Below are 14,408 nucleotides of genomic sequence, written 5' to 3'. Positions count from 1 at the left end.
TATTTGCATGCCATGTAATTAAGTAGATAGTTAGGATTGCTTAAAGGGTTTTCAGTGTTCCTCGGCAATTATCTCATCATTTTAAATATTTTAATATTTAAGATTTTTAACATTATTGCTAGAGTTGGTGTTAGGCTTATTATGTCTATCACGTGATTTATCCAGTAGGGTGATATTAATGCCAGATATAGTGTGACTATTGCGAATGGTGGTGACGCCAATGTTAAGGCTAATTCATAAGTGTTTATTGGCTCACGTCTCCAAGTCTTGAGCATCGCATCTATACTCATTATTAAAATTATTATTGATGAGTCCGTGGCAATTCCGGAAATGCCCGTAAGGGGCTCCCTCCATATTACGTAGTGGATTCCAAAGGCCAGGTAATTAGCTACAACAATGGTTAGGAACATAGCGAACATTGAAAATATAACGTTCCTAAACTCACTGAACCTATATCCAATTAGGGACATTGCCAATAATAGGTCCATGAACGTTAAGAAAAGTTCATAGAATACTACTGAAGGGTTCACCTTCACGGCTATGAACTCGTGGAGGTTAAATGGCGACGTCAGAAATAGAACCATGTTGAAGATCAAATCACCGTAGTGCATTGATAAGGCAAGCGCGGTTTGCGTGGTTACGATTAACGCTATGAGTAATAATATTATGATAAAGCAGCCAATGGGTATGTATAAATCCTTAATGGTTAAGGTTGTCATAAATCATTAATATGCCGGGACCCTAATAAACGTGAAGTTATGTAGCGTAATTCAAAAAGAGCTAGAAATCTCCAGCTAATCACACTCGAGAATAATAGTGCCAACCGTGCTAATTGGGCTAATTTCCATGTAAGTGCAGCTAGATAATACGCCGTGGATATCGAAAGCAATGCATAGGGTAACCAGCCAGTCAGTAACATGATATTGATAATTAAAATTTAACTTTCAGAGTGTTGATTGAATAAAGGTAACATTAAAGTACAAGCACATTGAATTACCTAAAGACAGGTATAGTGATTAATCATGTCAATAACAAGACACTTAATGATATTCGCGGATTTTATGATGAAATAAATACCATAAAAATACCACGAACGTCATTAATGTCGGTATGGAGATTTACTAAATGCATGATATGAAATTACCGATATGTATTTGTTATAATGAGTAAGATTATTTATAGCAATGCGTTGATAAGTAATGTAGTTGATGAGGAATCGGTCAGGGGTTTACTGAGGTGTATAGCATGGCCTCAGGTAAATTAGTGAGTGTTAGGGTTAATGGTGAGTTTAGCATACGTGAATAAGGGTGGGTAACAATACCTATACTTACGTGGGTGGAAGAAGTAAATGGTTACTTTATTAATACCCAATTAATACCCAGTATCCTTACCTCATGATTAGCTCGATTATGTACCTCATTGTCTTGCCTAGTGTTATCTCCTGCTCGCCTATCTCATCCCCACACGCGTACCTAACCATTACTGTCTTTGGCTTCTCGCTCGTTATTACGTAGGTCACGCGATACCTCGGTTTAAGTAGGTCATTATTCAATACCCTTACCTGCCTAATCACCCTGACCTCCCTATCAAGCACCTCGACGTGGTGGTCACCATCGCACTCCATGGTCATGACTGCGGCATAGACCGGCTGCATTAACTTCGAATACTCCCTGTGGAGTATCACCGCCGCGATGTGGGTGCAGACCTCAGCACTCCTACGCAAGCCCCAGCTGGTCTCGAAGCACGTGCAGTGGTACCTACCGTCCCTAAGCCTAACGACGTAGCTAGGGTACCTATCGCCAAGCCTTGGGTCGCCACTCACGACCCATGCATCCTCACCCAACTGCCTAACCGAGCCACCCTCAAAACGCCTCAATGCCCGCTTAATCCATGAATTGCCCTTACCGGGGAACCTAGCCCTAAGCCTCTCGACTGCCAACCCCTCAATGTCCCTCTCGACCCTCACCATTGACCACCCTAGCCCTAATGATCCGAACCCATGGGTTACCCTCAAATTCAATCAATGGCTCATTAACCTCCCTAATTGAGTCCTTAATGGGCTCGGTACTGACTGCGTTGAGGCCCGTGCCAATGCTTAATCGGCCAAGGCACTGCCTAAGCATTTCCTTAATCTCGTTGATGGCTAAATAAGCCGTGAGTAGTTGCCGAATTAACTCATTGATTGACGTGCCATTGATTTCGGAGAGCCTAGCGAGCACCTCATAAACATCCTCCCTAACCCTAACGCTCCTAAACCTCATCTCAATGGTTAGGAAACATGGACTTAAAAGGCCATGCGCAGGACTAAATGTGTCATGGTCCACGAAACCGTGTAGCACGAAAAGCCACGAAGTTCACAGTCAAGAAGCATGGGCATGTGGCATGGAGAATCGAGCCCGTGTTACACGGCATTACAAACAAAGGACGGTGGGTAACACTGAATGCGTGGACCCACTCGCAATGCCATACGGCCTAGCCAAGAGCCGTGAACGAGGACCGCAGTCGTGGATGCATGGTATACAAACCCAAGGGGCCTCCGGCCGTTGGTGTGTGTAGGCCCTCTTAAATCGGTGACTTACTCATTATTGATGTTGGTTTTTAGGGATGGGGTTATTAGGAGGAGGAATTTGTTCGTCTACGGCTTTGACAGGCCCAGTAGGCCTGTCCCGGTGGGTCTTGGCTCCGTTGCCTTGGTGGTTAGGGGCTTGGTTGTTGTGGCCTCCGTGGTCCCCAGGGTGTTTGAGGTTAGGGAGTCGCCGATAGGCTTGGGTGACGTGCTTGTTAGGGGTAGGGTTAGGAGGGGGTTTTGTTGGGATGGTAACTTCATATGGCCTCCCGAGAGTGCTGAGTCGCTTATTTCGCTGGTTGACTCTGGCTATGCCCTGGTCATTGAGAGGGTTGCTGAGGCGCCGAATGTTGTTAGGGCTTACCGTAGGCTCGTTGATCGGGGCTACCTAAGGGCTGACACAATACTCAATATACAGGCAATGACCTCCACAACACCCGTGTTGGTTGGGATAATCGAGGTTGAGGCCCTCGGCGTGGGTAAGCCGTTCTGGAGGTTCCCGAGGCCCTGCCTCGCCGGTCAGTACATAAACAACGCCCTAACCAAGCTGGGGGTTAGGGTTGTATGAGCATTAAGGATGGGATTAAGCCATTAAGTGACCCCAATAACCGGGGATTCACGTGTATCGAGGTTGGGAGAGATTACGGCGATTGGGAGGTGGTGCTTGATGTCTGCCTTAACATGCCTTAGCCCTCCGCCCTCCTTAACTCCCTGAGTAGTTCCACTGCCTGCTCCTCACCCACATCCCTTAGTAACTCCCTAGCCCTCTCAATACCCAGTGCCCTGGCTATTACGCTGGCTATTGCCGCCTTAATGAGGCTCCTCCTGTACACTCGCCTGCCTAATGCCCTAGCCAGGGCGCTTAGTTCCTGGTACTCACCGTAAACCTCGCCTGGGCTTATCACGTCGTTTAGGAACCACCTGTTGAGGGCTGTGATTATCTGGGCCTTAACAACGGCGTTCGGTCCCAGGGATTGGTTGAAGACATCCTCAAAGGCACCCTCCACAGGCCTCCTCAACTCAGGCCCATACTCATCGCACTCGGGGTCTAGGGCGCAGTCTAGGACCTTAACCGCAATCGAGGGCTTAACCCCAAGGCCCAGCAACTTCTCGGCTAATGCCTCGCACTGGCTTCTGTGGTATTGAATACCATGCCCCCTAAGCACAGCCTCAACCTCATCAGCCAACGCCCTAACTAACCTCGCCCTGGCCTCGGCGCCATCCCTGACACCAACAACCATGTCAGCCCCAAAGTACCTAATTAACTTGTTAAGAGGGTTCTGTGAAGCTAATACACCGGTATTACCATAATCAAACCTAACGGGCCTTGCCGGGTGCTCCTCGGTGCCTTCGAACACGTAGTCCCTAAGCACAACACCGCTGACCGCATCCACGGGGAACCCATCATCATTAACAACCACAAGGCCCCTCGACCTAGCGTCACCGGGGTAAGCACCCATCAATTAATAAGCCTATGAGAGGGTTAATAAGGCTCTAAATTTACCAATGATTTATAATTAATCATTAAGAATTTGACAAAGGCAATACGTGGTATATAACCTAATATATGGCTAATTAGCGGCTTCAGTGGAGCCCGTCATCCATTATTGAGTACCTTATCTCGAATCCCGGGGGTAGGCCTGGTACGTCGAGTGCCTTCATGACTCCCTCATTCTTTGCCTTGCTTGCCCTTGTCATGAGCCACCTAGCGTTCACTGTGTGTGCTAGGACATTCCCACCCACCGGCAGCTTGACCTCTATGAAACCTGTTGGGCTGGTCATTACCTGGTTCGTGTAGACGACAAGCACTCCAGCCCTAATACTCAGTCGCCTAAGCCAGTCGAGTACGTAGTGCAGTCGCTGCTGCCTCTCGGCAAGCCTCTCACGGCCCCTGAACTGCGCCCTGTACAATGCCGTTATTGAGTCGACAATTATCACCCTGGCATTGTTGCTTAGTACTAGGTCTGCTAGGCGCAGCTTTATGAAGTCCTCTAGGTCGTCGACGGTGGCTGGGTTGTAGATGAGGAGGTAATCATTAATTACCTTCTCGTAATCAACGCCGAAGCGGCTACACATGTTCTTGATTAGGTTAGAGCCAAGGTACTGGTCAACCGTCTTCTCAGTGTCTATGTACACGACCCTAAACCCAAACTGGCCTATTGACGCCACCGCCGCCTGCAGGGCCATTATGGTCTTACCGGCCCCAAACTCACCGGCAAACTCATGACTAACCCCAAACCTCAAACCACCAACCGCACTATCCAAACCATCAACGCCGGTCTTAAGAATTGGTGCCTTACTTAATGCTTCAATCCTCTCCCTAGCGGTTGTCGCAGTCGGGGCCTCGGCAAGTAGCTCCCTGGCTGTGTTTATTAATCGGCGGGGGAGCTCGGTATCGGGCGAACCGAGTAACTCCTGAAGCTCCTCCGCGTTGAATAGTAGTATGTGCCTGAGACTCCTAACGCCAACGCTCATTAAACGCTCGATCGTCTGCCTCGAGAAGCCCAGCTCGGTGAGTCTGGAGAGCTCGCTGGGCTCGTTAATTGATTCAGTCTTCTTCCTAGTCACGATACTTATTAAGCCCAGCCTTTTAAGGGGCCTATTGACTTTTTAGTGATGGCTATTGAGGCTATAGAGCTTTCATTGGACCTTGACGTTAAGGGTAGGGAGGAGATGACGCTTAGGGAGTTCCGCAGTAGGTTTAGGATACCTCCCTGGCACCCGTGCCCGTGCAGTGAGGGTGACGTTGGTAGGCTCCTCGATGATGCATACCTGAATAGGTTGCTCGACAGTAGGCAAAGGCGTGCGTTGCTACCGGTCATAGTCATTGGTAATTACGTATTAACGAGCACATGCCTATACAGGGCGGTGGCATCCATGGAGCACCCTGCGCTGGATAGGGTTAGGGTAATGGTGTGGAGCCTTGGTGATTATGATGAGTCAGAGAGGTTTGCGGTCATGGCGCTGGCGGCGGAGTTATGCCACGTACATGAGGATAGAGATGATAGGGAGATTAAGTTGGACTTTGCGAGGGAGCTCATTAAGAACTACGTGATAGACCACGCAATAAACAGCCCAGCTGAGGCGCTCAAGCTAATTGATGAGTTGGGCAGGGGATTCCACACGACGGAACTCGCCAAGGTATTCAGCAAGTACATAAGAGCCAACATACGAACAGGCGAAAATTACATAAGGGCGTTGATACTCAATAACGATTTCATCAATGAACTTAGGAATATCGTGGAAAAACTTCTGAGCAATAACGGTGGAAATATTGGAAGTAATGCAGTTCACGACGAAAGCAATCGTGAGCGCTTTCGTCGTGACTTCGTGAGTTCTCCCGAAAACGTTGATCGTGAGAACGTGGAACAAGGTTCTGCGAATAACCTCAACGATGAGATTACCAAGAGGCTTAGGGTCCTCAAGATTAGTGGCTTATTGAGGGGTGGCGATGTAAACTCCACAGACCTGAGGGCTTTGTTTAGGCTTAGTCTCCGCGACCTCGAGGTGTTGGCAAGGAGGCTCCAGGGGATGCCCGCCGATTCCGGCCTTGGCCTTGTTAAGAGGGTTATTGCGTTGATTAATGAGGGTAGGCTGGGTGATGCCAAGGTCCTTATTTACACTGGCGATGTGCGGTTCAGTGATTCGGTGGTTGGTAATGTGGCTAGTGACGAGGCCAACAGTGAGGCTGGGGTTGGTGATTCTCCTGAGGCTGGCCCTGGCGTGTTGTTTAGGAGGTATTTTGAGTTTACGTGCGATGATGACACATGCCCCGTCATTAGGGAGTTGTCCAATGCCTCTAGGGATTGGAGGGTTGACTCAATGGCTAGGGCATCGATAATGCTAGCCGCCAGGCTAGCTAGTAAGGCTGGTAGTGACGCCCTCTCCGAGGCCCTGAACTCACTGGCTAACTACTTAGGTGATGCGGGCCTGGCCGAGGCATTGCTGGGGTTGGTTAGGGCTTACGAGAGGGATAGGGCGATAGTCAAGCCCCTAATCAAACTACTGAGTGGTGGGGAGGTCCTCGGCGCGCTGCGTTTGATCTCGAATGACGTGGAGGCGATGCTAAATGCGGTTAGGGAGAGCAGTGCCAACGCGGTATGTGAGACTCTGCAGTACGTGGTTGCGGACCTGGTGAACCTAATACCGAGCAACCTGAGGGGGAGTGTTGAGGTTAGGGTGAATTGCTGGCAGTAGCCACCTTATTAGGCGCTTGATTGGTAAAATCGATGAGTGCCTCACCATCATTGGGTATCCTCGGTGTTGGCCTGTTTGGCAGTATTGCAGCCTCAGTCCTCATCCACGGCTTTGTCAAGTACCTGCATGGGCCCACCCCAGAGGTTCGTCGTGAGGGTGTTGATGAGGTCCTCGACGTGGTTGTTGGTTCCGTAATGCTCGGTACCTTATACGCATTGCTCCTAGCCCCAGGTTCCTCCTTCTTACCCTGGCTTACGCATGAAATTGCCTCGGCAATACCGGTGGGCAGTACCACGCTCGCCAATTACCTACCGAGCGCCGGTGACCCGCAGGCACTGTTGAGGTGGGGCTACCTAACGGCGTTTAGGTACTTCAACGAGACCACGGGCTTCTACGCAACCTTCTGGGGCACAGTCCTCACACTGAACCTCGTCCCAGTGACAAGCCCATTATCGTGGTACCTACAGCAAAGTACCTGGTACCTCCAGACAATGATCACGTACACAATAATAAACCTAGGCTTCATCTACGCACTGAACCTAATAGCCTACAACGCCTGGTGGCTACTACCCCTCGGCATTGGTCTAGTCATTGTCAGGCAGACCAGGAGCCTCGGCACCTTCATAGTGGCTTTCCTCATAATTGTGGCGGTGCTCGGGCCACTACTGAGCGCCTACACAGTGGCTTCATTAAGCAAGCCACTGGCTCAGCTTGGGGCCTCAAACCTCTGGAGTGACGTGACTGGCTCCCTCAAGTTAATAATTGACCAGGGCTACTCCCAAGCCCTCGTGATGCAGACCTTCGACGTAACCGTCGACGTAGCCCTGGCCATGGCCCTTGCCGCGAGCTACGGCCTGTACAGGGTCTTCGATGAGGCGATAATCGATGTATTACCCTTATAAGTCAATTATTAAATATGGTTGATGGGCACAATAACACACATAGTGCTTCAGACCGGGAATACGATTAACGCGACGCAGGTCGTTAATGAGGTGGTTAGTACCGTGGTCTCGCCAATATTCAATGCACTACTGGCCATTGGTGGTCTCGCCCTCCTAATTGGTATTGGCATGATACTATACAACACTGTCGAGTACATAGTGCACCCAACAAGCTTCGGGAGGAGTGGCGCCCTGAACGAGATCTTCGGGCATCATAAGCGCATAATCGGCGGTGCCCTGGGCATTTGGCTGAGCATATACATAATCTTCCTAATAGCCTCAATGATTGGGGCATCCAGCGCGAACCCGGCTAGTGAGGCTACGTACGTGCTAATCCTCATGTTTAAGAACCTGGCTAACTACCTCAGGATGGCGATTGGGAGCCCCACGTGACCCTTAACCACCTTAAAAATTAAGTGAAATCGATTTGGTGGTTGCCCATGAAGTCCGGCATAACCTCAGTGACCACCGCGGTTATAGTGGCTTTGGCGATTATTGCCGTTACCGGCTTAATCGCGATCAGCGTGTCCCTTGGTAAGTCAATGATTGATAGGGCTCGTTGGGCTGGCTTGATGGGTAGTTACGAGCCGCCGAAGCCGGTTACCCAGGTGGGTGGTAATGGGCCTGTGCTTGATGGTTACTGCCTAGTCTACACAGTAAATAACGGCTACTACAACATAACCTACTACTCATGCCCATCAATTCCAATGAACAACACCGTGGTAAGTAGTCAGTAATGCCCGCCTTAAAAGTGGGTAAAGCCTTCTAACTGATGAACCTTGATGAGTTGTTTAGTGGGGTTGTTGGCTTTATAATTGCGATGGTGATAATGGCCATGGCCGTTGGAGGGGTGATCTACGGATATTACCAATACGTACAAAGTCAAGTCCTAGCCAACTACCTATGGCCTGTGGTTGATGTTGTGCCCTACGAGGGTGGTTACTACATGGCCGTGGTCAACGCTGGTCATGAGCCATTCTTCGTTAAGGCGATATTCCTTAGTGATGGCTCTCATATCGAGGTTAGGAGCAACGTGCTGTACCATGACCAGGCCTGGTTCTACCAAGCCAGTGATTTGCCTAGCGCAGTCATGGTTTGCTCCGCAATAAAGCCCTCAGTGTGCGTGATAGCCAGGGCCAGCGGTTGGTCCATGATTGATGATGCACCGTCAGGCTCCGGCTGGGTTAACATAACCTTAATCGTTGATCCCTTTAGTGAGGGTTCTGTGAGTTGGGTTGGTGTCGGGGATAATAAGGGCGTGAGTGGCTCCATCGGACTTGATGAGAGTAATAACCCATACTTCGGTGGATATGCTGTTAAGGACATATTCACCTACGGCCCATTACTCATCGAGGTTACGTATAGATACTACTACCTGGCATACAATAATAGTACTACGCCACTTGAATGCTGGCTTGAGACTAGCCCGGGCGTCCAGCCAATACTCCTATCAAAGACTGAGGGCCTAAACTACATTCAGTTCACATACATGTTAATCGCATCACCAAACACAGACCTAACAATACACGTGAAATGTAATGGCTAAGACCCCTTAAAAATAAGTCAATAAGTGCTATTGATGAGCACTAAGGTGGAGAGTAGGGCTAGGGGTGGTGAGTTTACTGTGCTTTGGCTTGTGGTTACCTTAGTGGGTATGGTCATGGCGTTGGTCGTAATGTACGTGGTGTATGGAGGTGTGAGTAGGTCGTTGGGTATGGCGAATGCCCCAATGGTGACTGCAACAACGAGTAGTGGGGTATTGTTCGTGAATATTAAGGATGCTGGTGTTGGGAGTTTGAGGGTTGAGAGCGTAATCCTATATGCCGGGCAGGGCCAGGCAACGTGCTCATTAACCACGTACTACCTAGACGGCCAGCAGTTGAGCGGCGGCTTACCAATAACGCTTAAGCCAGGCCAAACACTGACAATAACCTACTCAAACTGCAACCCAGGGGTTGATGAAGTCACAAGCGTAGCCGTGATAACAAGCAGCGGCACATACACCGCGGCGGTCTCATGAACTCGTTAAAACGGTGAAGACGTTAAAAATCAAAATCATTGGTTAATTCCCCCTTAAAATGCCTGTTTATTGTCCTCTTGATGGATGTTGGGGAGGTTGTTGCCGACTTAGTCTTCATAGTTAGGGCCCCGGTGGATGGGGTTGATAATGCGGTTAACGAGAGTGCTAAGCTCAGTAGGGCTTGGCGTAGGATAGCCACTGTGATGAGGGCCTTCAACAACCCATGGGCCCTACCCAGGGGTTTTAGGAGGGAGCTCCTCAGCATAGCCAACTCCTACTTCACCGCCGGTAGTGATCCATCAATCACGTTTTTGGCGTTGATGAGCAAGTTCAGTAATTGGCTTAACCAGCAGCTTGATTGGCAGGGTAAGGCGTTGACTGCCGTGATCATCATTGCGGTAATGCTCGGTGTAGCATCCTTCATGGCAATACTCGGTGCACCGCCCACAGTATCCATAATAGGCATCGCCCTATTACCAATCATCCACCACTACCAGGTGGAGCTAGTTAGGTACGACTACACCAAGCCAGCGATGGCAGGCTTAATCGGTGGTTTAACGGCATTCACACTGGGCAATTACCTAGTGGGCCTGGGCGCCACGAGGCTTTGGTTTATAACCGCCCTGGGCTTCGGCGTTGGCTTCGCCGTTTTGTACATGCCTCAGTTCATTAGGTTCGTGGCGAATTACCTGGGGCTTCCCCAGAGGGTTTTGAGCTCATTCAATGACCTACTCACGGTACCAAACCCACAACCACCAAGGCCGCTGACCGTGGTCGAGCGAGATCTCAAGCCGCTCTGGGACTATGCATATGGCGTTGGTGTTAGGGAGTTTGTTGAGCGTGTGAACATGGTTGTCGACTCACTAATAGACTTCATCAGGCGTTCGGTAATGATGGGCTTCATCTACGGGCCCTTCATTGCCGTGGGCTACGCATTCATGGTGTTCACAGCCTACGTACTGGCCGGCATACACGCCACGGCGATAACGGGCTTAGGCATGCCCATCAGCCTAGACCCGCAGCTAGTCAATGCCACGTTGATGCCTCTGGCCATAACCACGTCCATCCTGGTTGGTAAGGCGATGCACTCAGTGGGCCTCGGCATCAGCCTGGTACCGATATTCTTGGCGCCGTTGATACCGCTCATTTGGTGATCCGCATGCACGTGTCAAGGCCTAGGGTCATTAGCCAGGGCTTGGTGAGGCACCAAATCATTGAGTTTGGCGGTATTAGGACTGACGTTGAGGTTCACCTCATTCAGTCCAGTCAGTATGGTGTCCACGACTACGTGGCTTACGTGATTGATGATGTGCCTGACTGGTTAATTGCCCTACCACTGGATAGGATCGTTGATTGGTTCGGCAGTGGGGTGAGGCTTGAGAGGGCTGTGGAGAGGGGCCTAAGGATGATTGGTGTTAAGCCAAGTAGGGAGAGTGTTGACTTGGCTGTTAAGGTCTTCAATAGGTGGTTTAATTACTACGGTGCGTTGACGCCGCTGCTCCTCATGGATGATGTGACGGACATACACATAAACAAGGCCAACACCAGGTTTGGGCTTGGTGGGGTCTACATAGAGCATGCCCTACTGGGTAGGGTCCAGGTGATCATTGGTTGGGAGCCCTACGAGGTGAGGAGGAGTGGGAAGGCTGTCAAAACCATCACCTTCGACCTCAACGCATTCATCGACTACCTAATGAGGCGCGTGGCCCAGAGGACTAGGACCGCAATAACGACGTACAACCCGGTAGCCTCTGTCGTGGATCCTGAATTCGGTGTTAGGGTTAGTGCCGAGAGTGAGCCGGTGAGCCCGGGCTCAATGAGTATTAGGGTTCTTCCTAGGAGGCCATGGACACTCCCCGAGTTGATTAGGCGTGGGATGATTGGTATTGAGGACTCGGCAAGGCTGTGGCTCCTGGCTGATCATAAGGTGCCCATACTGATAACTGGGCCCATGGGGAGTGGCAAGACGAGCCTGCAGAACGCAGTCGCCTTCATGCTGGTCACAAAGTCCATGGCATTGATAATGGATGTGGCTGAGCTCTTCCTGCCTCACCACCAGGTGGTTAAGCCGATGTTTGAGAGGGTGGCTTATGCGCATGGGATTAGGGGCATTGATAAGGCTGAGTTGATTAGGCAGGCCCTTAGGTCCGGAGTCGACGTCATAGTCCTAAATGAGGCTAGGTCGAGGGATGAGTTCAGGGCCTTGGCCGAGGCTGTGACCCTAGGCCACGGCGCATTGACCACATTCCACGCGGAGGACTACAGGGCAGCCGAGGTTAGGCTGGCAAACATGGGCCTGGAGGCCGAGGAGTTACTGAAGCTGTCGGTGGTTGTTGAGGTTGGCATGAGTAGGGACGTTAGGTTCAACCCGGAGACGGGGGTCTATGAGGTTGTCACCAGGAGGTTTGTTAGGAGGATTCACAACACTGAGCCTTACATGAACGCCCTTGTTAAGGATTACGGCCCGGATTACGTGAGTAGGCAGTTAGAGCTTAGGACCGCGTTCCTAACCAAGGCCGTCAATGCGAACATAGATCATGAGCAGTTGGCCGGCCTGCTCTACGTATTTTACAAACAGCCTGAGGCAGTCCTTAAGGCTGTGGATGTGACTGCCGAGGTTAATACGGAGCAGTTCAGCGGCGAGGTTAAGCCGCTGCCCCTGCCCGATGAGTTGCTCAGCCTAGACTCTGAGGCTTTTAAAGCCAATGAGGGTGGTAATTGATGCTTAGGCCTAGGTATGCCGTGATGGCATTCTTCAGTGGGAGTAAGGGTGGGACTGGGAAGAGTACGTTGGCCGCCAACCTTGCGATAACCATGAGCCAATCACTTAGGGCTAACGTATTACTGATCGACCTCGGCATCGACTCAAGCCAGACGTCCAGTAGGACCCTGGGCATTGTCCCCGAGAGACGGGGCGCGCTGGACTTCCTAGTTGGGGCTGTGAGTGATGTTAACCAACTGGTTAGTAGGTCGACGTACATGCCCAGCGTACTCGTGGTACCCCCGGGCAGTGTCAAGTCCTACCAATTGACGCTGGGTGTCAATGAATCCTTCAATAGGTGGGTTTACCTGGTGAATTCGCTGGTGATGGCCACAGGCTCGCAGTTAGTCCTCATTGACCTACCCGCAAACGCCCCAATGCCCATTCTAATACCGGCGTTGGTTACGTCGCAGATAATAAACATAGTCCTTGACCACGCGGCGTATAGTGAGTATGTGCTTAGGGAGATTGATGACACGTACATACAGCCAATGATAACCCAGCTCAGATATAGGAAGATAATCAACGTAATCCTAAACAAGGCACTACCCAGCCTAGACTCCGTGGAGAGCAGGGTCAGGGGCTACGCACACAACGGCGAGGTATTCACAGTACCAACAAGCCCCATTGCGCAGTACCTAACAGCCACAATGAAGCCCGCAGTACTATACGAACCAAAGGGCTCACTAACACAATTCAAGAAGGCCATAGAAACAATAACCAACACACTAACAAGGCAAGCAAAGGCATTACTAACAGGATCAATAAGCCTATCATGAACCCTAAAACTAATGATAATGGAAACTTTTAAGTGCTAAAATATGATTATTAATTAATGAGTGCATGGTTAAATGAGCTTATTAGTGGTATTGTTGGCTTTGTTGGTGGTATTGTTGGCTATGTCGTTTCTACGCGTCTTAAGCCTGAGTTCAAATTAGTAGGCATTACAGGTAATGAGTTAGATATTAACTTTTATGGCCAGAACGTCACGGTTATTCAATGTGGCGCCAGGCTTGAGGTTAGGTATCACTGGCGCATTGGTGAGAGGTTCGTTACGAGGAATGCCACTGGCTGGGTTGGGGTCTTACGTGACAATAATATTGAACTTCATGGCGCATCAGCTGCCTGGGCTTTACCCAATGATCCCGTGAGTACGAACATTGTTGGTAGGGAATCATTAATACTCTTTAGGTTAGTCCCAGCCTGGGGCCCGTTAGGGAACATTAAACCGAATAGTGTCTGTCAGAATATTAACCAATTTGTTAATAAACAATACATTCTCGTATTCCCTCCAGGCAATGTTATGTGTGCAAGGTATCACATAAATCAACCTCAACTCTTTAGTCAATGCGCATCTGACGTTGATGAAAACAATACCATAAAATTTAGGGCCGCCGCCGAGAATGCCAATGGAATTGAATGTAATGCAAGACTTGGTGATGTGATAAGGGCATGCCTAGAGTCCTACTGTAGAAATAAAGTTCCAATGAAGAATAACGTAAAGTGCTTATGACTAGGTTTTGCATAGGTGGTTAATGGCAGTCTCTAAGCCCTGGCACGCTGGGTGACCCCTACCATACGTCGATTCACAATGGGTCTTAATGTTCCTAAGGACGTCGCAATGGTTCTGAGCATTCACGATGGTTATTGAATAAACGTACTCCTTCTTAATCTCAATCCCGACCCTTAGAGGTACGGCGATCACGATTTTTCTTAATAATTACAAAAATTAATAAGGATTTATCGAGATTTTCATACGTTATTTAGTGCATGGTTAATGAGGAGGTAATTAGCCACGTAGTGCCTTTCGTACTACTTTTAATGAGTGATTGTACCGTGAGTATGGCGTATTCCGTTATTAAATCTGTTGATTGGTCAATTTCATGTTTAAACGGTGATCAAGACCTTAATACCTAACAACCA

The 14,408-nt window shown here is 49.6% G+C and carries 18 protein-coding genes; 12 read left to right on the top strand and 6 right to left on the bottom strand.

Annotated elements, in window-relative coordinates:
* Positions 1–68: 68 nt before the first annotated feature.
* The 3 genes from VDIS_RS00790 to VDIS_RS00780 all read right to left on the bottom strand — a co-directional run bounded on the left by VDIS_RS00790 (position 69) and on the right by VDIS_RS00780 (position 2,261).
* Positions 69–719 carry a hypothetical protein gene (locus VDIS_RS00790; RefSeq protein ID WP_013335297.1) on the bottom strand — a complete coding sequence of 217 codons (651 nt, stop codon included), beginning with the start codon at positions 717–719 and terminating at the stop codon, positions 69–71.
* 668 nt (positions 720–1,387) lie between these two features.
* Positions 1,388–1,969, bottom strand: coding sequence for a hypothetical protein (locus VDIS_RS00785; protein ID WP_013335295.1), 582 nt, complete (start codon positions 1,967–1,969; stop codon positions 1,388–1,390).
* The gene (locus VDIS_RS00780; RefSeq protein WP_013335294.1) at positions 1,944–2,261 is read right to left on the bottom strand and encodes a ribbon-helix-helix protein, CopG family; all 318 of its coding nucleotides are present in this window, start codon (positions 2,259–2,261) and stop codon (positions 1,944–1,946) included. The genes VDIS_RS00785 and VDIS_RS00780 overlap by 26 nt, the downstream gene beginning before the upstream one ends.
* 327 nt (positions 2,262–2,588) lie before the next feature.
* Here VDIS_RS00780 and VDIS_RS00775 point away from each other — a divergent pair, with 327 nt between their 5' ends.
* A complete protein-coding gene (locus VDIS_RS00775) occupies positions 2,589–3,134 on the top strand; it encodes a hypothetical protein (RefSeq protein ID WP_013335293.1) in 546 nt (181 codons plus the stop codon).
* A complete protein-coding gene (locus VDIS_RS13080) occupies positions 3,131–3,256 on the top strand; it encodes a hypothetical protein (protein WP_013335292.1) in 126 nt (41 codons plus the stop codon). Before VDIS_RS00775 ends, VDIS_RS13080 begins: the two co-directional genes overlap by 4 nt.
* Here VDIS_RS13080 and VDIS_RS00770 read toward each other — a convergent pair.
* Positions 3,253–4,026, bottom strand: coding sequence for a hypothetical protein (locus tag VDIS_RS00770; protein WP_013335291.1), 774 nt, complete (start codon positions 4,024–4,026; stop codon positions 3,253–3,255). The two genes, VDIS_RS13080 and VDIS_RS00770, sit on opposite strands and share 4 nt — an antisense overlap.
* 124 nt (positions 4,027–4,150) lie before the next feature.
* Positions 4,151–5,134 (bottom strand): ATPase domain-containing protein, encoded by a 984-nt coding sequence (locus tag VDIS_RS00765; RefSeq protein WP_013335290.1) that lies wholly within the window; start codon positions 5,132–5,134, stop codon positions 4,151–4,153.
* A 48-nt stretch (positions 5,135–5,182) separates the two neighbouring features.
* Here VDIS_RS00765 and VDIS_RS00760 point away from each other — a divergent pair, with 48 nt between their 5' ends.
* The 10 genes from VDIS_RS00760 (at position 5,183) to VDIS_RS00715 (ending at position 13,998) form a co-directional block, all read left to right on the top strand.
* Positions 5,183–6,763: a hypothetical protein gene (locus tag VDIS_RS00760; protein ID WP_013335289.1), complete on the top strand. Its 1,581-nt coding sequence runs from the start codon at positions 5,183–5,185 to the stop codon at positions 6,761–6,763.
* A 32-nt stretch (positions 6,764–6,795) separates the two neighbouring features.
* Positions 6,796–7,665 (top strand): hypothetical protein, encoded by an 870-nt coding sequence (locus VDIS_RS00755; RefSeq protein ID WP_013335288.1) that lies wholly within the window; start codon positions 6,796–6,798, stop codon positions 7,663–7,665.
* 21 nt (positions 7,666–7,686) lie between these two features.
* Complete coding sequence (locus VDIS_RS00750; protein WP_013335287.1) at positions 7,687–8,097, top strand: hypothetical protein; 411 nt, start codon at positions 7,687–7,689, stop codon at positions 8,095–8,097.
* Between the two features lie 47 nt (positions 8,098–8,144).
* The gene (locus VDIS_RS00745) at positions 8,145–8,441 is read left to right on the top strand and encodes a hypothetical protein (protein ID WP_013335286.1); all 297 of its coding nucleotides are present in this window, start codon (positions 8,145–8,147) and stop codon (positions 8,439–8,441) included.
* A gap of 35 nt (positions 8,442–8,476) precedes the next feature.
* Positions 8,477–9,250: a hypothetical protein gene (locus VDIS_RS00740; RefSeq protein ID WP_013335285.1), complete on the top strand. Its 774-nt coding sequence runs from the start codon at positions 8,477–8,479 to the stop codon at positions 9,248–9,250.
* A gap of 33 nt (positions 9,251–9,283) precedes the next feature.
* The gene (locus VDIS_RS00735; RefSeq protein ID WP_013335284.1) at positions 9,284–9,724 is read left to right on the top strand and encodes a hypothetical protein; all 441 of its coding nucleotides are present in this window, start codon (positions 9,284–9,286) and stop codon (positions 9,722–9,724) included.
* A gap of 80 nt (positions 9,725–9,804) precedes the next feature.
* Complete coding sequence (locus VDIS_RS00730; protein ID WP_013335283.1) at positions 9,805–10,878, top strand: hypothetical protein; 1,074 nt, start codon at positions 9,805–9,807, stop codon at positions 10,876–10,878.
* A gap of 5 nt (positions 10,879–10,883) precedes the next feature.
* Positions 10,884–12,446, top strand: coding sequence for a type II/IV secretion system ATPase subunit (locus tag VDIS_RS00725; protein WP_013335282.1), 1,563 nt, complete (start codon positions 10,884–10,886; stop codon positions 12,444–12,446).
* Positions 12,446–13,264 (top strand): nucleotide-binding protein, encoded by an 819-nt coding sequence (locus VDIS_RS00720; protein WP_013335281.1) that lies wholly within the window; start codon positions 12,446–12,448, stop codon positions 13,262–13,264. The genes VDIS_RS00725 and VDIS_RS00720 overlap by 1 nt, the downstream gene beginning before the upstream one ends.
* 56 nt (positions 13,265–13,320) lie before the next feature.
* A complete protein-coding gene (locus VDIS_RS00715; RefSeq protein ID WP_013335280.1) occupies positions 13,321–13,998 on the top strand; it encodes a hypothetical protein in 678 nt (225 codons plus the stop codon).
* Here the strand turns inward: VDIS_RS00715 and VDIS_RS00710 are convergent, their stop codons facing one another.
* Positions 13,999–14,190, bottom strand: a complete 192-nt coding sequence (locus VDIS_RS00710; RefSeq protein ID WP_013335279.1) for a hypothetical protein — start codon at positions 14,188–14,190, stop codon at positions 13,999–14,001. It abuts the gene before it with no gap.
* Positions 14,191–14,408 lie beyond the last annotated feature (218 nt).

The organism is Vulcanisaeta distributa DSM 14429, from assembly GCF_000148385.1.
In the GTDB taxonomy this organism is placed as follows: domain Archaea; phylum Thermoproteota; class Thermoprotei; order Thermoproteales; family Thermocladiaceae; genus Vulcanisaeta; species Vulcanisaeta distributa.
The sequence above is the reverse complement of the archived record's forward strand: the minus strand, read 5'-3'. Positions and strand labels throughout refer to the sequence as shown.